Origin of the sequence: Pseudomonas sp. IT-P260, from assembly GCF_949768395.1 — a bacterium.
In the GTDB taxonomy this organism is placed as follows: domain Bacteria; phylum Pseudomonadota; class Gammaproteobacteria; order Pseudomonadales; family Pseudomonadaceae; genus Aquipseudomonas; species Aquipseudomonas parakoreensis.
In genome coordinates this window covers 44,823-71,232 of the sequence record NZ_CATKPO010000040.1, presented here as the reverse complement: position 1 = coordinate 71,232, position 26,410 = coordinate 44,823, and the positions used below count along the sequence as shown (strand labels likewise).

At 59.9% G+C, this 26,410-nt stretch carries 26 protein-coding genes; 9 read left to right on the top strand and 17 right to left on the bottom strand.

The window, feature by feature from the left end:
* Nucleotides 1–56 precede the first annotated feature (56 nt).
* From ACM6HV_RS19240 to ACM6HV_RS19205, 8 genes are all read right to left on the bottom strand, one after another.
* Nucleotides 57–1,196 carry an SGNH/GDSL hydrolase family protein gene (locus tag ACM6HV_RS19240; protein ID WP_414905026.1) on the bottom strand — a complete coding sequence of 380 codons (1,140 nt, stop codon included), beginning with the start codon at nucleotides 1,194–1,196 and terminating at the stop codon, nucleotides 57–59.
* A 110-nt stretch (nucleotides 1,197–1,306) separates the two neighbouring features.
* On the bottom strand, nucleotides 1,307–2,350 hold the full coding sequence (locus ACM6HV_RS19235; RefSeq protein WP_414905025.1) for an acyltransferase family protein: 1,044 nt from the start codon (nucleotides 2,348–2,350) through the stop codon (nucleotides 1,307–1,309).
* Between the two features lie 12 nt (nucleotides 2,351–2,362).
* The gene (locus tag ACM6HV_RS19230) at nucleotides 2,363–3,466 is read right to left on the bottom strand and encodes a hypothetical protein (RefSeq protein ID WP_414905024.1); all 1,104 of its coding nucleotides are present in this window, start codon (nucleotides 3,464–3,466) and stop codon (nucleotides 2,363–2,365) included.
* Nucleotides 3,457–4,686, bottom strand: coding sequence for a polysaccharide biosynthesis C-terminal domain-containing protein (locus tag ACM6HV_RS19225; protein ID WP_414905023.1), 1,230 nt, complete (start codon nucleotides 4,684–4,686; stop codon nucleotides 3,457–3,459). Before ACM6HV_RS19225 ends, ACM6HV_RS19230 begins: the two co-directional genes overlap by 10 nt.
* A complete protein-coding gene (locus ACM6HV_RS19220) occupies nucleotides 4,683–5,795 on the bottom strand; it encodes a polysaccharide pyruvyl transferase family protein (protein WP_414905022.1) in 1,113 nt (370 codons plus the stop codon). The genes ACM6HV_RS19225 and ACM6HV_RS19220 overlap by 4 nt, the downstream gene beginning before the upstream one ends.
* A 15-nt stretch (nucleotides 5,796–5,810) precedes the next feature.
* Nucleotides 5,811–6,893 carry a glycosyltransferase gene (locus ACM6HV_RS19215; RefSeq protein ID WP_414905021.1) on the bottom strand — a complete coding sequence of 361 codons (1,083 nt, stop codon included), beginning with the start codon at nucleotides 6,891–6,893 and terminating at the stop codon, nucleotides 5,811–5,813.
* Between the two features lie 40 nt (nucleotides 6,894–6,933).
* Nucleotides 6,934–9,162 carry a polysaccharide biosynthesis tyrosine autokinase gene (locus ACM6HV_RS19210; protein WP_414905020.1) on the bottom strand — a complete coding sequence of 743 codons (2,229 nt, stop codon included), beginning with the start codon at nucleotides 9,160–9,162 and terminating at the stop codon, nucleotides 6,934–6,936.
* 38 nt (nucleotides 9,163–9,200) lie between these two features.
* Nucleotides 9,201–9,641, bottom strand: coding sequence for a low molecular weight protein-tyrosine-phosphatase (locus ACM6HV_RS19205; RefSeq protein ID WP_108183325.1), 441 nt, complete (start codon nucleotides 9,639–9,641; stop codon nucleotides 9,201–9,203).
* A gap of 292 nt (nucleotides 9,642–9,933) precedes the next feature.
* Between ACM6HV_RS19205 and ACM6HV_RS19200 the strand changes: the two genes are divergently transcribed.
* Nucleotides 9,934–10,884, top strand: coding sequence for a glycosyl hydrolase family 5 (locus ACM6HV_RS19200; RefSeq protein WP_414905019.1), 951 nt, complete (start codon nucleotides 9,934–9,936; stop codon nucleotides 10,882–10,884).
* Nucleotides 10,885–11,092: 208 nt separating this feature from the next.
* A complete protein-coding gene (gene tal, locus ACM6HV_RS19195) occupies nucleotides 11,093–12,019 on the top strand; it encodes a transaldolase (protein ID WP_027611470.1) in 927 nt (308 codons plus the stop codon).
* Nucleotides 12,020–12,234: 215 nt separating this feature from the next.
* Here tal and rssC read toward each other — a convergent pair whose 3' ends face one another.
* Together rssC and rssB are read right to left on the bottom strand one after the other, a co-directional pair.
* Nucleotides 12,235–12,717, bottom strand: coding sequence for an anti-sigma factor antagonist RssC (gene rssC, locus ACM6HV_RS19190; RefSeq protein ID WP_003226553.1), 483 nt, complete (start codon nucleotides 12,715–12,717; stop codon nucleotides 12,235–12,237).
* The gene (gene rssB / locus ACM6HV_RS19185; protein ID WP_041074010.1) at nucleotides 12,714–13,898 is read right to left on the bottom strand and encodes a two-component system response regulator RssB; all 1,185 of its coding nucleotides are present in this window, start codon (nucleotides 13,896–13,898) and stop codon (nucleotides 12,714–12,716) included. The genes rssC and rssB overlap by 4 nt, the downstream gene beginning before the upstream one ends.
* 274 nt (nucleotides 13,899–14,172) lie before the next feature.
* Here rssB and ACM6HV_RS19180 point away from each other — a divergent pair, with 274 nt between their 5' ends.
* Nucleotides 14,173–14,472 (top strand): PilZ domain-containing protein, encoded by a 300-nt coding sequence (locus tag ACM6HV_RS19180; protein WP_095668728.1) that lies wholly within the window; start codon nucleotides 14,173–14,175, stop codon nucleotides 14,470–14,472.
* A gap of 51 nt (nucleotides 14,473–14,523) precedes the next feature.
* Here the strand turns inward: ACM6HV_RS19180 and ACM6HV_RS19175 are convergent, their stop codons facing one another.
* Nucleotides 14,524–15,213, bottom strand: coding sequence for a VacJ family lipoprotein (locus ACM6HV_RS19175; RefSeq protein WP_041074007.1), 690 nt, complete (start codon nucleotides 15,211–15,213; stop codon nucleotides 14,524–14,526).
* 198 nt (nucleotides 15,214–15,411) lie between these two features.
* On the opposite strand from ACM6HV_RS19175, the gene ACM6HV_RS19170 reads away from it, so the two are divergent.
* A complete protein-coding gene (locus tag ACM6HV_RS19170; RefSeq protein WP_145594886.1) occupies nucleotides 15,412–16,032 on the top strand; it encodes an HAD family phosphatase in 621 nt (206 codons plus the stop codon).
* A 108-nt stretch (nucleotides 16,033–16,140) separates the two neighbouring features.
* Nucleotides 16,141–16,404, top strand: coding sequence for a DUF4404 family protein (locus ACM6HV_RS19165; protein ID WP_007968210.1), 264 nt, complete (start codon nucleotides 16,141–16,143; stop codon nucleotides 16,402–16,404).
* A 173-nt stretch (nucleotides 16,405–16,577) separates the two neighbouring features.
* On the opposite strand, the gene queF is transcribed toward ACM6HV_RS19165, so the two are convergent.
* Both queF and ACM6HV_RS19155 read right to left on the bottom strand, forming a co-directional pair.
* Nucleotides 16,578–17,408: an NADPH-dependent 7-cyano-7-deazaguanine reductase QueF gene (gene queF / locus ACM6HV_RS19160; RefSeq protein ID WP_414905018.1), complete on the bottom strand. Its 831-nt coding sequence runs from the start codon at nucleotides 17,406–17,408 to the stop codon at nucleotides 16,578–16,580.
* A 61-nt stretch (nucleotides 17,409–17,469) separates the two neighbouring features.
* Nucleotides 17,470–18,003, bottom strand: a complete 534-nt coding sequence (locus tag ACM6HV_RS19155; protein ID WP_414905017.1) for a plastocyanin/azurin family copper-binding protein — start codon at nucleotides 18,001–18,003, stop codon at nucleotides 17,470–17,472.
* 155 nt (nucleotides 18,004–18,158) lie between these two features.
* Between ACM6HV_RS19155 and ACM6HV_RS19150 the strand changes: the two genes are divergently transcribed.
* Nucleotides 18,159–18,839, top strand: coding sequence for a heavy metal response regulator transcription factor (locus ACM6HV_RS19150; RefSeq protein WP_127650274.1), 681 nt, complete (start codon nucleotides 18,159–18,161; stop codon nucleotides 18,837–18,839).
* On the top strand, nucleotides 18,839–20,188 hold the full coding sequence (locus tag ACM6HV_RS19145; RefSeq protein WP_414905016.1) for a heavy metal sensor histidine kinase: 1,350 nt from the start codon (nucleotides 18,839–18,841) through the stop codon (nucleotides 20,186–20,188). Before ACM6HV_RS19150 ends, ACM6HV_RS19145 begins: the two co-directional genes overlap by 1 nt.
* A 98-nt stretch (nucleotides 20,189–20,286) precedes the next feature.
* Here ACM6HV_RS19145 and ACM6HV_RS19140 read toward each other — a convergent pair whose 3' ends face one another.
* The 3 genes from ACM6HV_RS19140 to ACM6HV_RS19130 all read right to left on the bottom strand — a co-directional run bounded on the left by ACM6HV_RS19140 (nucleotide 20,287) and on the right by ACM6HV_RS19130 (nucleotide 23,537).
* Nucleotides 20,287–21,531 carry a lipoprotein-releasing ABC transporter permease subunit gene (locus ACM6HV_RS19140; RefSeq protein ID WP_414905015.1) on the bottom strand — a complete coding sequence of 415 codons (1,245 nt, stop codon included), beginning with the start codon at nucleotides 21,529–21,531 and terminating at the stop codon, nucleotides 20,287–20,289.
* Between the two features lie 64 nt (nucleotides 21,532–21,595).
* Nucleotides 21,596–22,279 (bottom strand): lipoprotein-releasing ABC transporter ATP-binding protein LolD, encoded by a 684-nt coding sequence (gene lolD, locus ACM6HV_RS19135; RefSeq protein ID WP_186448464.1) that lies wholly within the window; start codon nucleotides 22,277–22,279, stop codon nucleotides 21,596–21,598.
* A 7-nt stretch (nucleotides 22,280–22,286) separates the two neighbouring features.
* Complete coding sequence (locus ACM6HV_RS19130) at nucleotides 22,287–23,537, bottom strand: lipoprotein-releasing ABC transporter permease subunit (RefSeq protein WP_041068963.1); 1,251 nt, start codon at nucleotides 23,535–23,537, stop codon at nucleotides 22,287–22,289.
* Between the two features lie 94 nt (nucleotides 23,538–23,631).
* On the opposite strand from ACM6HV_RS19130, the gene ACM6HV_RS19125 reads away from it, so the two are divergent.
* Together ACM6HV_RS19125 and ACM6HV_RS19120 are read left to right on the top strand one after the other, a co-directional pair.
* Nucleotides 23,632–24,213 (top strand): PilZ domain-containing protein, encoded by a 582-nt coding sequence (locus ACM6HV_RS19125; protein WP_414905014.1) that lies wholly within the window; start codon nucleotides 23,632–23,634, stop codon nucleotides 24,211–24,213.
* Between the two features lie 14 nt (nucleotides 24,214–24,227).
* Nucleotides 24,228–24,950, top strand: a complete 723-nt coding sequence (locus ACM6HV_RS19120; protein WP_041068969.1) for a glycerophosphodiester phosphodiesterase — start codon at nucleotides 24,228–24,230, stop codon at nucleotides 24,948–24,950.
* Between the two features lie 42 nt (nucleotides 24,951–24,992).
* On the opposite strand, the gene sthA is transcribed toward ACM6HV_RS19120, so the two are convergent.
* Nucleotides 24,993–26,387, bottom strand: a complete 1,395-nt coding sequence (sthA, locus tag ACM6HV_RS19115) for a Si-specific NAD(P)(+) transhydrogenase (protein WP_041068973.1) — start codon at nucleotides 26,385–26,387, stop codon at nucleotides 24,993–24,995.
* Nucleotides 26,388–26,410 lie beyond the last annotated feature (23 nt).

Genomic DNA, 26,410 nt, shown 5'->3' with positions numbered 1-26,410 from the left:
GCTGCGATCTTTTGATTTCTTTTTCAAGATCAAAAGATCGCAGCCTTCGGCAGCTCCTACAGGGGTTTCGTTGGGTCGCAACTGTCCGCATTGATGCCACTGACGATCCAGCGATAGAAGTAGTCGGCAATCACCTTCCCGCCCGTCGCGGGCTGCGGATGAATCTTGTCCGGGCCGATCATCGCCGCCGCATAGCGTTTGACGTCAGGGCCGAACGCGCATTGCAGATTGGCAAAGCCCAACTGCTGCTCATGCGCCCACGGCTGCAGGACCTGTGCATACGCCGACATCGGATAGGCACTGGACCGCGTGGTGTCCTGACGCATGATCAGGTTGATGCTCGCCGCCGGCTGGATCTCGCGGATCATCGCCACCAACCCTTGAACGTTGTGCAGGTACTGTTCGGGTTTGACCCCGAAACCCTGGTCGTTGCCGCCGAGCATGATCAGGTAAACGTCGGCGGGGATCTTCGACACGGCGGCTTTCCACTGCACTTGCCATTGCGGATCGCGATGATAGAAGTCCGCCGAGGCCGCGCCCGAGGCCGCCAGTTTTGAAACCCGCACGCCGTGCTGATCGTTGCTCAGCCACAGGCCAAACAAGGTCGGTGCGCCCTTCACCACTTCCAGTTTGAATGACCAGTCTGGCGCTGAAGAGAGACCTGCAAGCGGTACTTCCTGAACGCCCGAACCCTTGAGCGTCAATGGTTTCCAGTCCTCCGAGGGTGTCCAACGGTAGCGCAGCTCACTGGCTTCGCCGTTGCCCAGGTAGAGCAATTTCGCCTGGGTGACTTGGGTGTCGATGGCGGGTGTCGGGCTGGCATCGATTTGCAACCAGGCGCCGGGCTTGCCGGTCACCGTGCGGCTGTCGGGGCTGGCCTGGCCGAGGCCGGACACTTGCCAGCCACCGCCGAAGTATTTTTCGCTGCTGCGGGTATATTTGAAATGCGTGCCACCCAGCGCCGCGCCATGGTTGAAACCGACGTAACCAGGGCCGGCAAATCCGACCTCGCCGGCCACGCGCTGCACCAGTTTGTTCAGGTAGAAATCCTGCCCGGCGCTGTAGCTGTCGCCGATCACCGAGACCGACAACACCTTCCCGGCCTTGCCTTCGCGCCACTGCGCAAAGCGCTCGCGGGCATCGCCTACTTCGATTACCGACGCTGCGACCGGCCGAGCGTCATTTACTGCCAACATGCGTTATTTCCTTCAGTCTGGAATGGCCCCTTCGCGAGCAGGCTCGCTCCCACATGGGATCTCGGCAACTCACACAATTCCTGTGGGAGCGAGCCTGCTCGCGAAGCTTTTCAGCTATTGGCCGGCACCGCTGGAGCAATACCCGCCGCCGGTTTTTTCTTCGCCGCACGCTCCCCAAGAAACAGCACCGACGTGACATTGAAGCGACTGAAAATCATCGACAGTACCACCGGCCCCAGTAAGCCGAACAGCAATCCGCTGAGCACCAGAATGCTTTCGTCTTTTACACCCAGCCGTCCCATGACAAACCGCGAAGTCGCCGCAAACAACACATGAAACAGGAAGATCGCGTAAGAGTAGCCGCCCAGCCAGGTCAGCCACTTCGAGCGCATGTCACTCGACAGCAAGGCGATGCAGGATACGCAACCCACGGTCAAGCCAATCAGGCTACGGCGGTCGACAATCAACTCACGGTCAATCGCCGCCACGTACAGCAGCGTCAGCGAGATCAGCACAAACACCAGCGGCCCGATCACCTTGAACCGTTGCTTCAACGCCTCGACATTTTCCTGGCCGATCATCCCCGCCACAAAAAACGGCAGCAGGTAAATCGCGCCATTGATGCCGAACGCATCGAGCTTGAACGGCGGCAACAGAAACAGCGCCGCTGCGAAGGCGAACAGCAGATACAAGCGCGTCATCGAGCGCAGCATCCCGCGCCATTCCAGCAGACCGACGAACATGAAAATGATGAACACCGCCTGCAGGAACCAGAAGTGGTTGACTGGCACCCAGAACGACAACAACGCATCGATCACGCCGACGTCCTTGTTCACCCCGGGCCCCACTGCCTGCAACACCGAGAACGGCACACCGACGCAAAACAGCGGCACGATCAGCCGCCGCACCTTGCCGCTGAAGAATGCGGAAAAGTCATTGCCGCGAATTTTGTAGATCGAATAGATGTAGCCGGAAATGAAGGTGAACAGCGGCATGCGCACATACACCATCGAGTCGGCGATCACCCGGAACGGCGAGCCGAGATCGATTTTCAGCCCTCCGCCCAACGGGCCGATGACGTGATAGAGCACCAACAGCAGGCATGCCAGACCACGCAGGGTTTCGATCTCCAGCGATTTTTTCTTGCTCGACATACAGCACCTGCCTCAATTCAGAACGCGTGATTCAACCCGCACCGGCTTGTTCGCACGCAACATCAGGCCCAGGCCGACAAACAGCACCGGCACCACCATGGAAAAGTGTCGGGCGAAGGAGCCGAAGTCCGGCTCGAACAAGCCTTGCACCAACAGAAACGCCAGCGGGATCGCGATCAGTTCCTTGGGTTTGGTCTCGATCGGCGCACCTTTGTAATCGGTGGATGTGATGACTTTGAACAGCAGCAGCGCGGTCATGATCATCAGCGCGACGAAGATCACCTGGCCCGGCCCGGACAGCAGAATCAGCTCCACCGGAAACGACAACCGGAAGAAAATGATCATCGAGTCCAGCGCCTGCGAGACGAAGTCGCTGCCACTGAGCCACGAGACGATCAGCGATTTCGACCCCTCCTCCCCCGCCGTACGCAACTCGTTGTTGCTGGCGCGAATCGACGACACCGGAAAGCCCAGCGCCAGTTGAATCGCCATGGCCACCGCCAGGTAAAACAGGAACAGCATCAGGAAGAAGGTGAAACGCGACACGTACTTTTTCATCACGCAGACGCCGACCCACGACAGCGAAAACAGAATCCAGTAAGGCCGGATCAGCACGCCATAGATCACCGCCGAGAGAAAAAAACCGCCGCGGTATTTGCGCGTCAATGCGCTGAACAAAATGCTCAGCACCGCCACCGAGACGATGATTTCCTTGGTCAGGTTTTCCAGAAAAAACGAACGCACCACACCCCACAGGCACAGGGTGCCGAAGATCGCCAGCGGCATGCGCCGGAACACCACCACCGGAATCGCCGTGAGGAAGAAGTTGCAGAACATCCCGTAGGCCCAGGCGTTGGTCAGGTTGATCCCGGTGGGCCGCAGCAGGAACGCAGAACACTCGTAGGAGGAACGATCCGGCGAGAACGGGTTCCAGAAATTGCAATTGTCGGCGCGGGCGTAGGACGACCACAAGGTCATGGCATCCGGGCCCGGAGCACGCGGGATCAACAGCGGCATCGCCACCGACAGAAACAACCCGGTGAACAGAATCAGGAACGACAGCGAAGAATCGAGTTTGCGTCCGCGAAACTCGATGCACGGCAACTTCAACCCCATGCCAGCGCCCCTTTGGCACGGGTCGCCCGAGTCAACACGGCGATCACCCCGAGCTGCACGATGATCGCGAAGACATTGCCCCACGCCGCGCCATAAATCGAATAGTGCTTGATCAGCAGGTAGCTGACCGGCACCGACACCAGCAAGCAAATGGCCGCGCTGGCGAATGACACCCGACTGTTTTTCGAAGCGATCAGACCGCCCCAGACGATGTCGCCGATGGCCCGCAGGGCAAAGGAAAAGATCAGCACGCCGAGAATCGCGTTATCCGGACGCGGCACGCTGGTGGCGACGTAATCGAGCACCACGTTAAAGAACAGATAAATCAGCACCGCCACCGCCGCCGACACCACTAACGAGCGCATCACCCATTTGTTGACGAACAATTGCCGGACGGTGAACGCCTGCTGATCCGCCTGAAACCGCTTGGCCAACACCGGAATACCGACCACCGCCACTACTGCGTAAGACAACGCCTGTAAGGTGTTCGCCGCCGACCACGCGTACACGTATTTACCGAGGCTGGCGTAGGGTTCGAGATCGGCAATCAGAAAGCGCTCGGCGTACTGACTGAGCGCGATCAACCCCGTGCCGAAATAGAATGGCAACCCGGCCTTCCACACGGTCGCCGTCGTCAACGCCGCACTGACCCGGCCCTTGTGCACGTTCACCACAATCAGGTAACCGGCGACGATCACCAACACGTTGGCGGCCACCCACAGCCACAGCACACTGGCGATGCCGGAGACCCAGTCGAGCATCATCCCGCCCACCGCCAGCAGCGCCCACAGACCGGTCTTGATGAAGAACAGCAGCGCGCCCGCCGTGGCTTTCTGTGCAGAAAACACGAACGAGTTGATCTCGAACGACAGGTGTTCGGTAAGCAGCACCAGCGTCACGCAGAGGATCAGCGCGGTGCTTGCCTCGACCTGCTGGAACAGCGAGTAAATCCCCACCGTTACCAGCGACAGCAGCAGCCCCACCGCAAGGTAGAGCAACAGGACTTTGTCGACCACCCGCCGCGAGCTGCCGCCAACGCTGATCAACCGATTGATCTCGGAGCTGAAACCGACGCTGTAGAACTTCGAGGCGATCAGCGACGCGGCGACCACCACCCCGTAAAACCCCAGCGCTTCGTAGCCCAGGTAATGGGTGATGGCCAACACCAGCAAGAACTTCGCGCCCAAGGCTCCGCCGCGCAGCAGCAAGCGAAATATCATCGAACGACGCCTTTGATGATCTCGTCCATCATCACCGTCTTGGCTTCGATTTCACGGCAGGTATCCGTCAGGCGCTTGCCGAAATTCGACAGGGCATTGGGCGCGTACACGGTGTCGATGATCTGCTCGACATCGATGTCGCCGCCATTGATCACCCAGTCTTCCACGCCCATGTCCTGATAGGCGCCAAAGCCTTTGCGTTCATAGCTGATGTGGTACGCCGGGACGCCGGACAACAGCGATTCGATGGCGCCGTGCAGACGCACCGAGATCACCAGGTCCGGCTGATATTTGGCAATCGTCGCCTTCAACGACAGCAGCTCTTCGCTGATGCCCAGTTCGCGATAGAACGCACCGTCGTCGTTACCGCGAACGGCACTCTGTACGGCACAAACCACTTTGCTTTTGTTCTTCAGACGCTGCAGCAGCAGCTTCAGGTTGGCGACGTAGGCGACTTTCTTTTCCTTGCTCCACTCCGGCGGCTTGCGCAGTACCACGCACACAGTGGCCGGCGAAGAGGCGCAGCGAGTGAACTTCGGTTGCTGAAGGATCTTGCTCGCCAGTGACTGCACCGCCAGATCCGGCGCGCGGTAGACGTTTTCGCAGGCATCGAACATTGCCGAGGAGCGGTTATCGCGCACGAACACCGCGTCCGCGCTGGCGTAGTGATCGACGATCTTGCGGCTCTCGCCGTGGAACGGGCCGATGCTTTGCGGCAGGTACACCGACGGCACCTTGCTGAGGATCGCTGTTTCCAGTTGCTTGGCGTGGCCGAGTTTAAGCTTGATGTGTTCGAAGGCACTTTTCGAGCGCATGTAGCCGCCACCGACGCCGACGATCAGATCAGTCTTGCGCAGCAGATCCGCCAGCCCGGCATACGACTGATTGAGGAACACCGCCTGCTTGACCCGCCCCAGGCCCTTGGCCGCCATCACCGGCGCGTCGAAACGCGGGTGCGGCAGGTAGGCGAAAGACTGCGGATCGGACGCCACGACATTGATCGCGGTGTCTTCGCCAAAGTTGCGCTGCACCAACGCGATGGCCAGATCGACGAGCAGGCCATCACCGGAATTGGACGCACTGTAGCCATGCAAAATCGTTACGTTCATAAGCTTGAGTTCTACTTAATAAGTGGGAGCGCAATACACGTCGTAGGTCTGGCGGATCATCAGCGCGGCGCTGAAGCGTTCGCGCACGATGTTCCGGCCTTCGCTGCCGAGGTCGAGCAACCGCGGCTTCTGGATTCGCGCCAGCACATCGGCCAGCGCCTGGTGGTCACCGGTGGGAAAGACGTAGCCGGACACTTCATGGGTAACCAGTTCGGGCAATGACGTGCAGTTGCTGGCGATCACCGGCAAGCCCATGGCCATGCCTTCCAGCGGCACCATGGCGAAACCCTCCCAGCGGCTCGGCACGATCAGCGCGTCGGCCTGTTGATACAGCGCCTGCACTTCGGCCGGCGTGACCCACGGCAGGTACTCGACCGCGTCCATCTCGGGGCACTCGACCTTGTCCTCGTTGACCGCACTGCCAACCACCGTCAGCTTCAGATCGCTGCGCTGTACCTTGGCGAAGGCTTTGAGCAATACGTCGAAGCCTTTCTGGTAGTCGAGGCGACCGACGAACAGCAGATGAATCGGCGCGGGGTTGTCGGCCTTCGGCGCTGCGTCGCGCTGGTGGATGCCGTTGTAGATCAGCTTCATGCGCTTGCGCTGAATGCCGAACCGTGCGGCCTTGTCCATTTCGTAGCGGCTGACGCAGATGATCACGTCGGTGACTCGCTGCAGGACCCGTTCGATCCAGGCATAGAGCTTCTGCTTGGTCGGCGAGCTTTCCATCAGGAACGAAAAGGCGTGCGGGCAGTAGACGATTTTCGGCCGACGCCACGGCTTGAGCAGCACACAAACGCAGCGGCCGATCACCCCGGAAAACGTGCTGTGCAGATGCACCACATCGGGTTTTTCCTCAAACAGCGTCCGTGCCAGTTCCCACGCAAAGCGCAGCAGCGAAGGCACGTTACGCCCGGATCTGACGAACGTGCGAATCTGGCTCTGATCGATGCCGTGCAGCTCCTGTTTCTGGTCGAGCGGCACCAGATAGACCCATTCGTAGTTCGAGTCATGGCCTTCGGGCGACGCCGATATCGTGCGGATAACGGTGGCGACCCCACCTTTTATCGTTTCAGCCACGTGCAGTATTTTCTTCACAACCCACCCACTTTCATGCCTGTTGGAACGTCCCTGAAGCTCAGGATTTGTCCGACGCGTATTCGTAGTTGTAATAGCCGTAGCTGCCATTGCCGTAATAGCTGGCAGCGCGCTTCTCGACGCCATTGAACACCGCACCCTTGAGCTCGATGCCGTTCTGCGCGAAGCGGCGAATGGTCGCTTCAATTTCCTTGGCCGGGTTTACCGCAAACCGCGTGACGATCAGGCTGATACCGGCTTCACGCCCGACAATCGCCGCGTCGGTCACCGCCAGCAGGGGCGGCGTATCGATGATCACCACGTCGTAGCGCTGACTCAGCTCGGCGAGCAAATCGCGAAAGTTGGCGTGCATCAGCAGCTCGGAAGGGTTCGGTGGAACCTGGCCACGGCTGATGAAATGCAGGTTGTCGATTTCCACCGTGTTGACCGCCTGCTCGATGCTGCAGCGCTTGACCAGCAGGTCCGACAGGCCATTGGCGATCGGCACATTCAGGGTTTTGTGCAGGTGACCCTTGCGCATGTCGGCGTCGATCAGCAGCACGCGCTGACCGCTTTGCGCCATGACCGCCGCGAGGTTGGACGAGACGAAGGTCTTGCCGACCTGCGGGCTGGGGCCGGAGATCATGATGCGGTTGTTGGTCGAGTCCAGCGCGGCAAAGTGCAAACAAGTGCGCAGGCTGCGGATCGATTCGATGGACAGGTCGGTCGGATTGCGCAACGCCAGCAGATAGGCCGGTGTTTCAGCGGTGACTTTGGCCCGGCCCTTTTTCGTGTCCTCGTCGCGCTGCAAGGCGCTGTAAGGAATCGACGCGTACACCGGCAGCCCGAGCTGTTCGATGGCTTCCGGGCCTTCCAGCCCCTTGCTCAGGGACTTGCGCAACAGCACCAGCGCCACGCCGACAAAGGCGCCGAGGAACGTCGCGATCAGCACGATCAGGGCTTTTTTCGGTTTGACCGGGCTGGTCAGGTCGACATCCGCCGGGTCGATCAGGCGCACGTTACCCACCGCACCGGCGCGAACGATGTCCAGCTCCTGGGATTTGTTCAGCAACTGCGTGTAGATCTGCGAAGCCACTTCCACATCGCGGGTCAGGTTGAGCAACTCCTGCTGCGTGGCCGGCAGGTCGCCGACCTTGCCTTCCAGCGACTTCTGCTGCTGGATCAATTCACCGATCTGCGACATCAAGGCGCGATACGCCGGATGCTGCTTGGTGAATTTGCGATCCATTTCCGCCTGCTGCATTTTCAGCTCGGAAATCCGCGTTTCCAGCGCCACGGACTGACCGAGCACCGATTGGGTTTCCAGGGAAATGTTCACGGTCTTGCCGTGGGTCTGATACGCGTTGAGCGCATCGCTGGCCTTGGCCAGATCACGCTTGACCTGCGGCAACTGGCTTTGCAGGAACGCCAGGCTCTGCGCCGCTTCCGCCGAGGTGCGGCGCACGTTCTGATCGACGTAGAGCGCGGCGATCTTGTTGAGGATCTTCACCGCCTCGGCCGCATCGGCGCTGGCCAGCGCCAGACGGATAATCCCCGACTCTTTACCTTGCTCGGAGATATCCAGCGCATCCTGGTAACCCTGAATGGTCACGATCCGTGGATTGCGCACCACTTCAAAGCGCGTGCCCGGGTTGGCTTGCAGGCGCTCGATCAAACCTTCGACACCGTCCTGGGCGAAGGCTTCGCCGGCGACGCCCTCGACCAGCAGGTTGTCGTTGTCATCGAGCAACTGAAAGCGCTGTTGTTCACCAGCAATCAGGGTGAGCTTCTTGCCCAACAACTCTTTGGGCAGATTGAGCCGGGTAAATTCCAGACGCTCGCCGCCCCAGGCGTAGCTGTTGAAGCCAAAACGCGGCGGCGCCACGCTGGACTCGGTTTCACCACGATAACGCCGGGCGAGAAAACCGCCGATGACCGGGAAGGTATTGGGGGTGACGTCGATGTCCAGACGCAGGTCGTCGACGGTTTTGCCGATCACCGCGCGGGATTTGATGATGCCGATTTCGGTCACCGACGGCGATTGTCCGCCGAGCATGCTGCTGAGGTCGGAAAAGCCGAGCATGTCGTTTTTTTTCGGTTCAACCTGCACCAGCGCGTTCGCCAGGTACACCGGCGTCGCCAATACCGCGTAGGCAACGCCGGCGGCCATGAAGGCACCGGTGAATGCACCGATCAACCATTTCTGGTCGATCAAACTGCCGAATATGCCGAGAAGATCAATACTGTCTTGATCGTTATCACGGTTGGCGATTACTGACGGTAACTGCATAAGTCTTTCTTACCATTCACTGATCTGAAGAATGTTCATCAATGTCCGAGGCGCTGCGCCCACGAGCTAACAGCATCTTCAATCAATGCATGGGCATGAATAAAAGCGGCCTTACCTTGACGATACGGATCCTGTATTTCTCGTTCGCTCTGCCACTTGCCGAGAAGAAATACTTTGCCTCGGGCGTGCGAGGCAATCTTCAGCACCTGATTCACATGTTGTTTTTCCATGACCAGAATCAGGTCTGATGCATTGACGATATCGGTAGTCAATTGCCGCGCCTTGAACCCCTCGGCACTGTGCCCGTGGTCTTCCAGCACTTGGCGCGCCGACGCTTCCATGCCTTCGCCGACTCGCGCTGCGAGGCCTGCGGAAGTCACGGAGATGGTTGAAGGGGTCAGCGCGTTACGCAGCAGAAGTTCTGCTGTCGGACTTCGGCAAATATTGCCAACGCACACAACCAGGATATTTCTGAACAAGGTTTACTTTCCTGTGTAATATCATTCTGCCAACATCTAGTGCGAATCTTAATGAACCCACTAGATCATCCTGCACTCAGAAATAGATTCGCCCTGTTAGTACCAGCGTATTAAGTACCACAGCCTCAAAAGCCGCCAAAACAGAATTACCGGACTAAAAATAACTGTGATTTTCAGGTCTTGCTTTCCTGACAAAAAATAACATTGGCGCACTTAGTGCCTTTGTTAGTTTCGAAGCAGTTATCACGAGATACTTTTTTCGCCGTTGTCATTTCTCACCAGGAGAACCGACATGAAGTCAGCACATCTCAACCGATTGGGCGCCCTGACCCTGTTATTGCTCAGCAGCGCCAGCCAGGTCCACGCCAGTGATCTGTTCCCGGCATTACCCACCAACAAGACCATCGGAGTTCAGGTCAAAGTCCAGACCTTCTCCGCCGCCGACGCCGAGCACGTCAAAGCCACCGGGTTCAGTTTCGTACGCTTCGGCGTATGGACCGACAGCCTGAGCAGCGCGGCCTATCAGAAACAGGTCAGCGAGGCCTTCGCCGTGGCCCGCGCGGCGGGTCTGCCGGTATTGATGACCCTGCGCGCGACCAAGCCGTTGAATACCAGTGATCTGGCGAACGCTGGGGTTGCGTACGCCAACGCGCTGACCAGTCTGGCGGCAACCTACGGTTCGCAACTGGTGGCGATTGAACTGTGGAACGAGCCGGACCTGGGCACCTACTGGCCGACCGGTAATTTCGACACGACGTTCGTGCCGTTCATGAGCGCGGCGTGCAAGACCCTGCAGGACAAGCCGCCAGCCGCCCCGGTGATCGGTTTTGGTTTTGCCCGGCCGCCAACGGCCGGCTCGGCGTCGACGGTGGCGCTTAACCGAATCGTCAGCGAATACCCCAAGTGCCTCAACGCGGTTTCCTACCATCCGTACGGCATGACCGGTACCCAGATCAGCAACGCCCAGGCGTTTATCCAGCAGAACTTCCATCTGCCGGGGGTGATCAGCGAATGGGGCATCTCGGCGCTCGCCTCCAACGGCGGGATTGAGGGTCAGGCCAGCAAAATCAGCGCATTCGTGGCCGATATCAAAACCCGCAACATTGCCCTGACCTCGATCTACGAGTGGAAAAACAGCGACACCGGCAGCAATGACCGCGAGAAGAATTTCGGTCTGTTGACTTCCGATGGCCAGCCGAAACCGGCAGAAACTGCGGTCAAAACCCAGTTGAGCCAGCAATAACCTCCATCAATGTGCTCAAGGGGCGCTGGCCGTCAGTTGCTTTGAACCTGCGGCCGATTTTGGCATCGTATTCATCGATACCGCGCCCCACCCTTCAAACAGCCGTTCTCAGGTTGTTGCCCCCCGGGGAACCCGTTACGCCTTGATGCCCTTGAGTGGCTGTCAACGCTCGGGTAATGTCGTCAAACCCACAGGACAGAGCACACCCATGACTTCCAAGCTGGAACAACTCAAACAGATGACCACCGTGGTTGCCGACACCGGCGACTTCGAAGCGATCGCCCGGGTCAAGCCGGTCGACGCCACCACCAACCCTTCCCTGCTGCTCAAAGCCGCCGCCATCCCGGCTTACGCCGAGCTGCTGAACGCTTGCGTCAGCGACTGCAAGGGCGACGTGGGCCTGGCCAGCGACCGTTTCGGCGTTGCCGTGGGCCAGGAAATCCTCAAAGTGATTCCGGGCCGCATTTCCACTGAAGTGGATGCGCGCCTGTCGTTCGACCAGGACGCCGTGCTCAAGCGTGCACATCGCCTGATCGAGCTGTACGACAAGGCCGGCATCGGCCGTGACCGCGTGCTGATCAAGATCGCGTCGACCTGGGAAGGCATCCGCGCAGCCGAGATTCTTGAGAAGGAAGGCATCCAGACCAACCTGACCCTGCTGTTCTCTTTCGCTCAGGCTGCTGCTTGCGCTGACGCCGGGGTGTTCCTGATCTCGCCGTTCGTGGGCCGCATCTACGACTGGTACAAGAAGGCCAATGGCAACGACTACACCGGTGCCGATGATCCGGGCGTGCAGTCGGTGACCCGCATCTACAACTACTACAAGGCCAATGACTACAAGACCGTGGTCATGGGCGCCAGCTTCCGCAACCTGAGCCAGATCGAGCAACTGGCAGGCTGCGACCGTCTGACCATCAGCCCGGACCTGATCGACAAGCTCGCGGCAGACACCGGCAAACTGGAGCGCAAACTCGCCCCGGGCCACGCCGGCGAAGCGCGCCTGAGCCTCAACGAAGCGCAATTCCGCTGGTTGTCCAACGAAGACGCGATGGCCACCGAGAAACTGGCTGAGGGCATCCGTCAGTTTGCCCGTGACCAGGAGAAGCTCGAGGCGCTGTTGCAGGCCAAGCTGTGATCTGAGCGGTTGAAATGCAAAAAGGGCGAACCCGGTTGGGTTCGCCCTTTTTATTTATGCAGTGCCGGAAGATGCATCGTCTGGAATGACGCCTTCACGGGCAAGCCCGCTCCCACAGGGTCAGGTGTGGAATGAAGATCTCGGGTTCACTCAATCACTGTGGGAGCGGGCTTGCCCGCGAAGAGGCCGGAACAGACAACCTCAACCCCAAAGAATCAGTGCCGCTCGAGGGCATTCACCAGGTCATGGAAGGCTTCACGATTGGAATCGTTCAGGCCCATGAGGATCTTGTGCGCTTCAAGCACCTTGATCCGCACCACTTCTTCTGACTGGTCCTGATCCGGCAGGTCGTCCAGGCACTCGGGGCACGGCACCGGGTGGTTGACGATGTTGAACACCTGTTCGAAGCCCATCGACTGCAGCAGCCGGGTGATGTCTTCGTGGGTGGTGACAACGGTCGGCAGCAGGCCGACCTTTTGCCGCGACAGGATCGACAGCTTGGCCAACAGGCCCAGGGTGGTGCTGTCGATGCTGCGGGTTTCGGTCAAATCGATCACGATCGCGTTGAAATTCAACGCAGTGAAGATTTTCTCAATAGTCGCATCCAACGCCGAACACAGGGTCAGGCGAACTTCACCGACGAACTTCAGGACGAAGGTGCCGTCCTGCTCGGCGAACTGGATTCTACCGGTACTCATTGAAGGTTCCTGCTCAACACCAACAGGGCGATATCATCCGGCATCTCCCCTAGCGTGGCCAATCCAAACACTTGCCGCAGACCATCCAGGCTGCCGCCCGCCGACTTCACCCGTTGGGGCAAAGCGGCTTCTTTTTCTTTGAGCGTAGGTTCTGGCAATAGATCCAGAATACCGTCAGACATCAGCGTCAGGCTGAACGTCGGTGGCAGCTCAAGCACGTGATCTTCGTAGGTGGCCTCGTTGAACAGGCCCACCGGCAAACCGCGGCCTTCGAGGTAACGAACACTGTCAGGCGTGTACAACACAGGCAACGGCAGATGGCCGCCGATGCTATAGGTCAACAAACCGGTCTCCTCGTCGATGACTCCACCGACCATTGTGACGTGTTTGCCCAGCTTACAACTGATCAGCCCCCGGTTGATATGACCAAGGACTTCCGAAGGCTTGAATTCCGGCAATGTGCCGTTGCGCTTGGACTCGAACAGCAAGCGCGTGGTCATGAACTTCAGCAGCACGGTGACGAACGCCGAAGAGGCGCCATGGCCCGATACGTCAGCCAGGTAGAACGCCACCCGACGCTCGTCGACGCGGAAGTAGTCGACAAAATCACCCGACAGGTACAGCGACGGGATGATCTGGTGGGCAAACTGGAACTCGTCGATGCGCCAAGGGCTTTCCGGCAGCATGTTCATCTGCACCTGGCGACCGGCGTTCTGGTCTTCCTGCAGCAGGTTCAGGCTGGCTTCGAGCTCGCGGTTGGCCTTCTCCAGCTTCTCGCGGTAACGCTGGTTTTCCAGCAGCAGGCGCGCACGATCCAGCGCACGACGCACCGAGTGCTCGAGCACGGCCAGGTCTTCTAGAGGCTTGATCAGGTAGTCCGCCGCACCCAGGCGCAGCGCCTCGACCGCGTCGTTCATCACGCCGGCACCCGAAACGACGATCATCGGCGTTTGCGGTGACCGCTCGGTGACCTGACGGATGAGTTCGAGACCACCCATCTGCGGCATGCGCAGATCGCAGATGACCAAGTCGGGCTTGTCTTGCTCGAATACCTGAAGACCCTGTTGGCCGTTGCTGGCCTGCAGGACGCTGAAACCACTGTCTTCCAAATAGGCCGCGAGGCTCGCGCGCACTACTTCGTCATCATCGATTATCAGCAGCGTGGCACTGGTTTTTGGCATGTGGGCAAACGGCGCCAGAATTAGGTTGGCGTAGCAGGCGGGGCATCGGCCCGGCTCAGACTACTGGATTCGCTTTCTAGCCTCTCTGCTGCACCGCTTTCGAGCAGTGGCCCGGAACGCGATTGCACCAGAGGTGCCCTTCTAAGGCGCAGACGGTACTCCCATCCGCGGGGCGTTTCAAGCATGCGCCGATGGTCGCTTGACGACTTTACTTGTCAAATCACCGAGAGTTATAAGAACCGCTCAAACCGTAACCCAATGGAAGGTCAAAACCATGAGTCAAACCGGTCGGGACTACAGCGAAAAGCGTGATTTCATCCGCATGCGGGTCGATGCCGATGTGGTGTTGATCCATGAAGGTGATGAGGTATCAGCCGTGTGCATCGACCTCTCGAGCAGCGGCATGCAGGTTGAGGCACCGCGCCAGTTCGCGGTTGGCGACCGCTTGAGTGTGCGCATCGACTCCGATCATGCCGCCTTGAGCGGGCTGGAAGCGGAGACCGAAGTGGTCTGGGTCAAGGCCCAGGATGGCGACAGCCAGAAGCTCGGCCTGAGCATTCTGAAGATGAAATAAGCGCACACAAAAAAGGCGGCCTTACGGGCCGCCTTTTGTCATCGGTCGAGATTAAAAATCATCTTCGACGTGACCATCCTTGACCTTGAACTCGCGATTCTGCAGGTAGGCGTTGCGGATGAAGGTGTACTTGTCGCCGCTGATCAGCTTCTCGCTCGACAGCAGGCTGGCGCGGGTGTCGACGATGTTCAGGCCGAACACCGAGTTACGTACAGGCACGTCGTTGATGTAGCGGTACGGACCGGTGTAGCTGTCGACGTACTTCGACGGCGCATCACGCAGGGTGCTCGGGCCGAGCAACGGCAGCATCACGTAAGGGCCGCTGCTGACGCCCCAGTAACCGAGGGTCTGACCGAAGTCCTCATCGCTGCGATTCAGGCCCATTTTGGTGCCGACATCGAAGAAGCCCAGCAGGCCGAACGTGGTGTTGAAGATGATGCGCGCGGTATCGACACCAGCGGCTGCGGGCTTGGCCTGCAGAATATTGTTCGCCAGGTTGGTGACGTCACCGACGTTGCGGAACATGTTGTGGATGCCATCTTCAAGGAATTGCGGCGTCACGTACTCGTAGCCCTGCGCCAGCGGCTTGAGCGCGTAGGTGTCGACGAAGTCGTTGAACTGGAAGATCGGGCGGTTGACGCTTTCCCAAGGGTCTTCTTCCGTTGCAGCATTGGCGGCGAACGGAACCAGCAAGACGCTGGCACATACACATAGCTGAGCGAGAGGATTGCTCCAGCGCATAGAAAAGCTCCTTGGATTCGTACTGGCGCGGGCACCGTCGGCCCAAGCGTTAAGACCGCTAGTATAAGCGCAAAAGCCGTTTTGGGCAGTCTACCTGTCAAGAGTAATGCAGGACGTTTCCAGAGAGCGCCTTCACACACCTGTCATCCAGCTGTCACCGATGTCGCCTAACCTCATGACTATTTCAGGGACGTTGCCATGACCCACGCTGAAGCCTTGCCTGTCGCCGCGCCCGGCCTGACCGCCGTGCTGTTCGGACTCAGTGGCTGTCTGGTGGATTTCGGTGCCCGTGCCCGGCAACACGCCAGCATGCTGCCCGAGCACGCCGACGCCACACCCGGCGCCCTCGACAGCCTGCTCAGCCTGCAGCGCCAGGAGATTCCCTGTGCGTGGATCGATGAGTTGCCCCCTGCCCTCGCGCACCCTTTGGCGGCCTCGCTGCCGGCGTGGATCAAACCTACGCAATATTCAGCAACAATCAATCCATGGCCCGCGCCGAATGCCTGCTGGCAGGCGCTGATGGGCTTGAACGTCAGCCGTCTGGATGGCTGCGTGCTGGTCAGTGGCGAGCCGCGCCTGCTGCAATCGGGCCTCAACGCCGGGCTGTGGACCATTGGCCTGGCGTCCTGCGGCTCGCTGTGCGGCCTGTCGCCGAGCGAGTGGCAAGCCTTGAGCCAACAGGAACGCGAACAGCGGCGTGGCAAGGCGACCCTGCAGTTGTTCAATCTGGGCGTGCATTCGGTGATCGATCATCTGGGCGAACTCGACACCTGCCTGGCCGACATCAACCTGCGCCGCCTCAAGGGCGAAAAGCCCTGACCGGGATCATGCAGGTTGCAGCAGAGTGGATTAATCTAAAGGTCAGCCATAGACCTTTGGCGCGCGGCTGCGGTCAATGCCAGTGCCTCTTGATAAAAGGAAACCACCATGCCCGCCCAAGAACTGCAAAAACAACTCGACACCCTGCGCGAGCAACTGGAGCAGAATCCGCCGCTGTCCGAAGCCGAGCGTGAAGATCTGCATGCGCTGATGGCGCAGATTGAATCGGAAATCGAACTGGAAAGCGTCACGCAGGAAACCAGCATCGCAGACGGTGTGAACCTGGCGGTGGAACGCTTCGAAGTGGAACACCCGGCCATTGCCGGCACCCTGCGCAATATCGTCAATGCGCTGGGCAGCATGGGGATCTGATTCCCCGCCATACAAAAAAGCCCTGTCATCGCTGGCAGGGCTTTTTCATTTCCACAATTTGAACACAGTCCCGTGTGGGAGCGAGCCTGCTCGCGAAGGCGTCGTGTCAGTCGATATCATCGCTGAATGACACACAGCCTTCGCGAGCAGGCTCGCTCCCACAATTCAGATGTTTACTGACGGACCAGTCTATGGTTCGGCAGTTGTACCGCTTCAGTGCTGCGATACGGGTTGATATCCAGCCCGCCGCGGCGCACATACCGTGCAAACACCGTGAGCTTCTCCGGCTTCAGCAAACGCTGCAGGTCGAGAAAGATCCGCTCCACACACTGCTCGTGGAAGTCCGAGTGCTGGCGGAAGCTGACGATGTATTCCAGCAGGCTCGCATGATCCAGTGCCGCGCCGCGATATTCCACGACCACGCTGCCCCAGTCTGGCTGGCTGGTCACCGGGCAGTTGGATTTGAGCAGATGGCTGTGCACGCTTTCTTCGACAATCCGCGCATCATCGCAACGCAGCAGTTCCGGACGCGGATGCTCATAGTTGCTGACGCTGATGTCCAGATCGTCGATGCACACACCCGGCAACGCCACGACGCCTTCGGCCTCGACCTCTTTCAGGCTGCGCACGCGTACGCCGACCGGTTTGCCGGCAGCGGCCGACAAGTCCTTGACCAGTGTTGCTTCCAGGCTCGCGATGTCGGTAAACGGCGTCTGGTTCAGAGAGTTCAGGTACAACTTGAACGACTTCGATTCGATGATGTTCGGCGAATCCGCCGGAATGCTGAATTCACCGATCGCCACCACCGGTTTGCCCGAGGGCAGCAGCCACGAAAGTTCGAAGCAGTTCCAGAAATCCACACCTTTATACGGCAGGGTTTCGGCGGTCAGGCCCAGTTCGGCCCATTTCGCGGTGCGCGGAATCGGGAACAGCAGTGACGGCGTGTACGTGGCGATGTATTCGCTGGATTTGCCCAGCGGCGAATGTTCGGCTGCGGGATGCATGGCGGAAACCTGACTGAAGAATCAGCGGATTCTATCAGCCTTTGCGCCCGTCTTTGAGTGCTTACTGACTGACAGTCAGTTTGCCGACCATGCCCGCCTGGTAGTGCCCGGGAATATTGCAGGCAAATTCCAGGCCGGTGGCCTTGCTGAAGGTCCAGGTCAGCTCGGCGGTCTTGCCAGGCTCGACCAGCACACTGTTGGGGTCGTCGTGCTGCATGCCGTGGCCCATGCTGCCGTGATCCATGCCCGCCATGTCGTGGGACATTTCTTTCAAGCCAGTAGGCGTCAGCATGCCGCTTTGCTGCATCTGCAACATTTCCTGCTGGTGTTGGGCATGCATCGCCGCGTCACCGAGGTTGAATTCGTGCAGCAACTGACCTTTATTCACCAGAACAAAGCGAACCGTCTCACCGGCCTTGACCTGAATCGCCTTGGGGTCGAACGACATGTCGTTCAGTACAACTTCAATGCTGCGAGTAGCCTTGGCTGCTGGTGCCGGTTGGCCAAAATCATAAGTGTGTGCGGGCGCGGCCGAGACAGGTGAACTCAACGCCAGTAAACAGGCGGCGACGGCCAGAGGATTGCGCAAAAACATAGTCTTACTCCAACAAGAAAAGGTTCAGCCTGTGGGAAACTCTAGCCCGCCTGCGCTGGCAGCTACCTGACAGGCAGATTACAACTTTGTCAGGTTGGCGCGCGCCGTCTGCTCCCACGGTATAACGCTTTCGTTTCTCTATATTCGAGTCGCCCATGAAACTGCTGATCGTCGAAGACCAACCGAAAACCGGCCACTACCTGCGCCAGGGCCTGACCGAGGCCGGATTCAACACGGAACTGGTGGCCGACGGCAACAGCGGCCAGCAACTGGCGTTGAGCGGTGATTACGCGCTGCTGATCCTCGACGTGATGCTGCCCGGGCGCAGTGGCTGGCAGATTCTGCAAGCGGTGCGCAGTGCCGGCCTCGACACGCCGGTACTGTTTCTTACCGCCAAAGATGCAGTCGAGGATCGGGTTCATGGCCTCGAACTCGGCGCCGACGACTATCTGGTCAAACCGTTCGCCTTCTCCGAGTTGCTGGCGCGGGTGCGCAGCCTGCTACGCCGGGGCAGTGCGACACCCCAGGAAACCAGCCTGCAACTGGCCGACCTGCGCCTGGACCTGATTCGCCGCCGGGTCGAACGCAGTGGCCAGCGCATCGACCTCACCGCCAAGGAGTTTGCGCTGCTGGAAATGCTCCTGCGCCGTCAGGGTGAAGTGTTGCCGAAATCGTTGATTGCCTCGCAAGTCTGGGACATGAACTTCGACAGCGACACCAACGTGATCGAAGTGGCGATCCGTCGCCTGCGCCTGAAGATCGACGATGACTTCCCCAACAAACTGATCCACACCGTGCGTGGCATGGGTTACGTGCTTGAAGAGCGTCCAGCCTGATGCGTCGCCTGTCGCTGAGTTCTCGTCTGGCTCTGCTGTTTGCCGCGTGCACCGCCGTGGTCTCGCTGTTCGCCGGGGTGCTGTTCAGCCGCGCCAGCGAGGCGCACTTCATTGAGCTCGATCAGCAATTGCTGGATGGCAAACTGATCGGCCTGCGCCGGGCCTTGCAGGATGTGCAACCCGCTCAGCGTGAGGCACGGCTGGCGGATGAGCTGAGCCGCCAGGCCGATCTGGCGCTGCGTATTACCGGCAGTGACGGCCAGCGCTGGTACGACAGTTCGACGCAGATCCCTACGGAGTTGCCGAAACAATCCGGCCTGTCGACCATCAGCCATGACGGCGCCGACTACCGCGTGCTCAACGCCCCGCTCTACCCGGACAAGTCCGATACACCACAACTGACGCTGCTGCTGGACATCACCCATCACCAGCACTTCCTGCAACGCATGCAGCATCTGATCTGGCTGACCGTCGGGCTGTCGGCGCTGGCCACCGCGCTGCTCGGCGCCTGGGCGGCGCGCAGCGGCTTGCGCCCACTGCGGCGCATGAGTGCAGTCGCCCGTGGGATTTCTGCACAGTCGCTCAATGCCCGACTGCCGGAAGCGCAAATGCCGCCGGAGCTGGCAGAAATGGCCCACAGCTTCAACGCCATGCTCGGACGCCTCGATGACTCGTTTCAGCGGCTGTCGGCGTTTTCTGCCGACATCGCCCATGAACTGCGCACACCGCTGTCGAACCTGCTGACCCACACCCAGGTCACCCTCACTCGCCCGCGGCCGCTTGAGGATTACCGCGAAGCCCTGCACAGCAACCTCGAAGAACTGCAATGGATGGCCCAACTGGTCAACGACATGCTTTATCTGGCCAAGGCTGACCATGGATTGCTGATGCCCAAGCGCGAGGCGCTGGAACTGGCGGATGAAAGCGATGTGTTGCTCGAATTCTTCGCGCCACTGGCCGAAGACGCCGGGGTGACGCTGAGCCGCCAAGGTCATGCGCGTATTGAAGGCGATCGCAGCATGCTGCGCCGGGCCTTGTCGAATCTGCTGGATAACGCGCTGCGCTTTACTCCAGCGGGAGGCAGCGTGCGCCTGTCCATCGTCGATCAGCCGCATGCGGTGCAGGTGTCGGTGGAGAACAGTGGCGAAGAGATTTCGGCAGAGCTGTTACCACGGCTGTTTGACCGGTTCTATCGTGCCGATCCGGCGCGGCAGGAAGGCAGCAGTGAGCATGCGGGGTTGGGGCTGGCGATTACCCAGTCGATCGTCCGGGCGCATGGTGGGCAGATCCGTTGCGAATCGGCTGCGGGGTGGACGCGGTTTGTGATCGAGTTGCCCAAAGGAGAATAAGGTCAATAGGACCGGCCTCTTCGCGAGCAGGCTCGCTCCCACAATTGGAATGCATTTCCCTGTGGGAGCGAGCCTGCTCGCGAAGGCGGTATTGAAGTTTACGAATATCTCAGCGCGTGAGCCGGCTCGATCTTCGCCGCCCGCAACGCCGGGTACACCGTCGCCAGGAAGCTCAGAATAAAGCCCGCCGAGCAGATCAACAGCACATCCCCGCCCTGCAATTCCGAAGGCAGGTTGCTGACGAAGTACACGTCGGAACTGAAGATGTGCTGCCCGGTAACGCGCTCGACCCAGCCGACCATCTCGCTGACGTTCAGCGCGGCAATTACGCCAAGCACGCCGCCGATGAGGGTACCGACAATGCCGATCACCGTGCCCTGCACCATGAAAATCGCCATGATCTGCCGTGGCGTGGCGCCGATGGTGCGCAGGATGGCGATGTCCGCGCCTTTGTCGTTCACCACCATGATCAGCGTGGCGATGATGTTGAACGCCGCCACCGCGACGATCATCAGCAACAACAGGCCGATCATGGTTTTTTCCATTTTCATCGCGCTGAACAGACTGCCCTGGGTGTGGGTCCAGTCGTCAGCCTTGAACTCGGCACCGAGCCCCGCTGCGATGTCCGAGGAGACTTTCGGCGCAGCGTACAGATCCTTCACCGCCAGGCGCACGCTCTGCACCTGATTCGGCTGCCAGTGCTGCATGGCGGCGGCATCGGCCACGTGGATCAGGCCCATCGAGCCGTCCAGCTCGGCGCCGACCTTGAATACACCGACCACGTTCAGGCGCTGCATGCGCGGGGTGATGCCACCCGGTGCGGTGCTGACTTCCGGGACGATCAGGGTGATCTTGTCGCCGACATTGAGACGGAAGCGGCGCGCGGTGATTTCACCGATCACCACCCCGAACTCACCCGGCTTCAGGTCATCAAGACGCCCCTGCACGATGTGCTGGGCCACGATCGACACCTTGCCTTCCTGGGCCGGATCGACGCCGCTGATCTGGATCGGCTGCATCAAGCCCTTGTAGGACAGCATGCCTTCCATCTCGGTGAACGGCACGGCGGCGGTCACTTCGGGATTTTTCAGCGCGGCGGCGGCCACCGGCTGCCAATCATCAATCGGCTTGACGCCAACGATGGTCGCGTGCGGCACCATGCCGAGGATGCGCGAGCTCATCTCGCGCTGGAAGCCGTTCATCACCGACAGCACCACAATCATCGCCAGCACGCCGAGGGCGAGCCCGATCATCGAAGTCATCGAGATGAACGAAACAAAGCGATTGCGGCGCTTGGCGCGGGTATAGCGCGTGCCGATAAAGATCGATAACGGTCTGAACATTCGCTGGGGCACCGTATAAAAATAAAAGACCCGATGCCTTGGACAGGCACCGGGTTTCGGTCGGTCAGATGCTGGTCAGGCAGCCTTCCTGCAGCTGCAGGACGCGGTCCATCTGGCGGGCCAGGTTCATGTCGTGAGTCACCACCAGGAACGCCGTGCGCATCGAAGTGCTGAGTTCCAGCATCAGATCCTGGATGCCTTCGGCGGTGTGCGAATCAAGGTTGCCGGTTGGCTCGTCGAGCATCACCAGGCCTGGATTGTTCACCAGCGCACGGGCGATGGCCACACGCTGGCGCTCGCCACCGGACAGCTCGGCCGGTTTGTGTTCCAGACGATGGCCCAGTCCCACGCGCTCCAACAACGCCGTAGCGCGTTGACGTGCTTGCGGGATCGCGGTCTTGCCGATCAGCAGCGGCATGCAGACGTTTTCCAGCGCGGTGAATTCCGGCAGCAAGTGGTGGAACTGGTACACGAACCCGAGGGCACGGTTACGCAGCAGGCCACGCTTCTTTTCGCTCAGCGCTGACAGTTCTTCGCCGTCAAGCCAGACGCTGCCCTCGGTTGGGGTGTCGAGACCGCCCAGCAGGTTGAGCAAGGTACTTTTGCCCGAACCGGATTTGCCGACGATCGCCACACGCTCGCCCGGGTGCAACTCCAGTTGCAGACCGGCCAACACTTGCACCGACTCCGGGCCTTCCTCGTAGGATTTGCCCAGGTTGCGGCAACTCAAGATTGCTTTATCACTCATGCCCGACTCACTCATAACGTAGCGCCTCCGCCGGCTGGGTGCGCGCAGCACGCCAGGCGGGATACAGGGTGGCGAGGAAACTCAGGACCAACGCAGCAGCGCAGACCATGACCACGTCTTGGCTCTGCACCTGCGACGGCAGGTAATCAATGAAATACACATCGGCGTTGAGGAACTTGTGGCCGATCAGCCCTTCGAGGGCGGAAATCGCCGCACTGACGTTGAGCGCAGCGAGAATACCGAGCACCGCACCAATCGCCGTACCGACCACGCCGATCACGGTGCCCTGCACCATGAACGTGCGCATGATCGTCCCTGGCGTGGCGCCGAGGGTACGCAGAATGGCGATGTCGCTCTTCTTGTCATTTACCACCATCACCAGCGTGGAAATGATGTTGAACGCAGCCACCGCGACGATCAGCAGCAATAGCAGACCGATCATGGCTTTTTCCATGCGGATCGCCTGATACAGGTTGCCGTGGGTACGGGTCCAGTCGCGGGCGTAGTAATGGTCTTCGCCCAACTGCTGGGCGATGGTCCAGGCCACGCGCGGTGCCTGGAACAGATCATCGAACTTCAACCGGATGCCCTGCACCTGATCAGGCTTCCAGCGGTGCATCTTCGCCAGATCCTGCAGGTTGGTGACGCCCAGATAGCCGTCCAGCTCACCGGCGCCAACATGAAAGATGCCGACCACAGTAAAGCGCTTCATGCGCGGGAACATCCCGGCCGGGGTCACGCTGACCTCCGGCGCGACGAAGGTGACTTTGTCACCGAGGCCCACGCCGAGCTTGGTCGCGGCCTTGTCGCCGATGACGATGCCGAAGCTGCCCGGCGTCAAATCGTCGAGTTTGCCCTGCTTCATGAAGTTGTCGATGATCGACACATTGCGCTCAAGCGCGGGGTCGATGGCGTTGAGCAACACCTTGGACACCTGGCCGTTGTTGGTCAGCAAGCCCTGCATCTGGGTGAACGGCGCAACCGCCGTCACCTCCGGGTTGCGCTTGACCTTGGCGGCCAGGCTCTGCCAATCGTTGATCGGTTCGCCGGTTTCAAGAGTCGCGTGGGGCACCATGCCCAGCACGCGGGTGCGCATCTCATGATCGAAGCCGTTCATCACCGAGAGCACCACGATCATCACGATCACGCCGAGGGCGAGCCCGATCATCGAAGTCAGGGAAATGAATGACACAAAATGATTGCGACGCTTTGCACGGGTATAACGCGTGCCGATAAATACGAAGAGAGGTCTGAACATGTCGGGGCTTGTTCGGAGGGAAAAGGAACGTCCTTGTGGCGGGGGTCGATAACCAGCTTTACACTCAGACCACCGCCGCTACCATGGGTTCGCCATGTCGACATTAGATGAAGAAGATCGCCGCGAATACTACCGTATCGAGGACATGATCGCACTGGAAATTCGGCCCCTGTCCGCTCCCGAAGCCGCAGGCCAGGAAGTGTTGCAGGATGCTTCCCCGCTGTTCAACCTGCTCAGCGAACTGCACCTGAGCGAATTCGAGTCGCAGCACCTGTTGCGCCAGATCAGCGAGCGCGACCGGGCGATTGCCGCGTTCCTCAAATCCCAGAACAAACGCATCGACCTGCTCAGCCAGGTGGTCGCCCTGACCGTGCTCGGCCATATCGGCGAGCCACAACCGGTGATCCTCTCCGAAGGCGGAATCGACTTTCAGCACCCGACTCTGATCGCCACTGGCGCGCACCTGTCGGTGAAACTGGTGCTGATGCCGCAGGCACTGGGCCTGCTGCTGCGTGCCCGCGTCACCCATTGCGACCGCAAGGGCGATGGCTACGACGTCGGTACCGAGTTCGAACACTTGACCGACGCCCAGCGCCAGTTGCTCGCCCGCTATATCTTGCAGAAACAGGCCCAGGAACGACGCCTGGCCCGTGAACAGAACGAATCAGGCATTTAAATTAAGGAAGCACCGTGACCCTCATCTACGGCCACCGCGGCGCCAAGGGCGAAGCACCGGAAAACACCCTGACCAGTTTTCAGGAATGTCTCAAGCACGGCGTACGCCGTTGCGAACTGGATCTGCACCTGTCCAAGGACGGCGAGCTGATGGTGATCCACGATCCGACCCTCAAGCGCACCACCGACCGGCGCGGCAAGGTGGTCGAGCACACCGCCGCCGAACTGGTGACCTACGACGCGCGCAAGGGCGGCCCGGGCTGGATCAAGCCATGCCCGATTCCGACCCTGGAAGAACTGTTCGAGCAGTGCGATTTCGAGCACTGGCAACTGGAAGTCAAAAGCGCTTCACGCACCCGCGCCGCCACCACCGTGTTGGCGATTCGCGAAATGGCCCAGCGTCATGGCTTGCTGGACAAGGTCACCATTACTTCGAGTTCGCGGGAAGTGCTGAAGGCGGCGCTGGAGCTGGTGCCGGACGTGTCGCGTGGGCTGGTCGCCGAATACGCCTGGCTCGATCCGTTGAAGGTCGCCGCCAGCTATGGCTGTGAGATTCTGGCGCTGAACTGGACACTGTGTACGCCGGAACGCCTGCAGAAGGCGCAGCGTCAGGGGCTGCATGTGTCGGTGTGGACCGTCAACGAGCCTGCGCTGATGCGCAGACTCGCCGACTTCGGCGTTGACAGCCTGATTACAGACTTTCCCGGTTTGGCCACTGCCACCCTCGAGAATTGCTGAAATCGGTCTCCCCGGCCGGCTCAGGCCACCGGCCGGAGCCCGTCAAAAAAGCCGGTTGAGGCCGTCGTACGCCGCTACCCGATAGGCTTCGGCCATGGTCGGGTAGTTGAACGTGGTGTTGACGAAGTACTTCAGCGTATTCAACTCACCCGGCTGGTTCATGATCGCCTGACCGATGTGCACGATCTCCGACGCCTGATAACCGAAGCAGTGAACACCCAGCACTTCCAGGGTTTCACGGTGGAACAGGATTTTCAGCATGCCTTGCGGCTCGCCGGCGATCTGCGCACGCGCCATGCTCTTGAAGAACGCCTTGCCGACTTCGTACGGCACTTTGGCCTGGGTCAGTTCCTGCTCGTTCTTGCCGATCGAGCTGATCTCCGGAATGGTGTAGATGCCGGTCGGCACATCATTCACAAAGCGCCAGCTACCGTTATCGACAATGCTGCCGGCCGCCGAGCGACCCTGGTCGTGGGCGGCACTGGCCAGGCTTGGCCAGCCGATCACGTCGCCGGCGCCGTAGATGTTCGGCACGCAGGTGCGGTAAGCCTCGTCGACTTCGATCTGGCCGCGGCTGTTGACCTTGACCCCGATGTTTTCCAGACCCAGCTGGTCGGTATTACCGGTACGGCCATTGCACCAGAGCAAAGCGTCGGCCTTGATCTTCTTGCCGGACTTCAGGTGCAGGATCACGCCGTTGTCCACGCCTTCAACGCGATCATAATCTTCGTTGTGGCGAACGGTGATGTTGTTGTTGCTGAAGTGGTAGCTCAACGCCTGGGAGATTTCCGAGTCGAGGAAGCTCAGCAACTGACCGCGGTTGTCCACCAGCTCGACCAGCACGCCCAGACCGCTGAAGATCGAGGCGTATTCGCAACCGATCACACCGGCGCCATAAACGATCAGTTTGCGCGGGGTGTGGCCGAGGCTGAGGATGGTGTCGCTATCGTAGATACGCGGGTGATTGAAATCGATGTCCGCCGGGCGATACGGACGCGAACCGGTAGCGATGATGATGTGCTTGGCCACCAGTTTCTCGACCACGCCGTTGGCGCAGACCACTTCGATGGTTTGCTCGTCGGCAAAGCTGCCGGTACCGATGAACACGTCGACGCGGTTACGGGCGTAATAGCCGGTGCGCGAAGCGACTTGTTTGGAGATAACCTTTTCAGCGCTTTTCAACACGTCCGGGAAGGAGAACCAGCGTGGCTCGCCGATCGCCCGGAACATCGGGTTGGTGTTGAACTGCATGATCTGCCGCACCGAGTGACGCAGGGCCTTGGACGGGATGGTGCCCAGGTGGGTGCAGTTGCCGCCGACCTGGCGACGACTGTCGACCATCGCCACCTTGCGCCCTGCTTTGGCGGCGTTCATTGCCGCGCCTTCTCCCGCCGGGCCGGAACCCAACACCACCACGTCGTAGTTGTAGACAGCCATGCGTACTCCTCAGAACAGGCCGC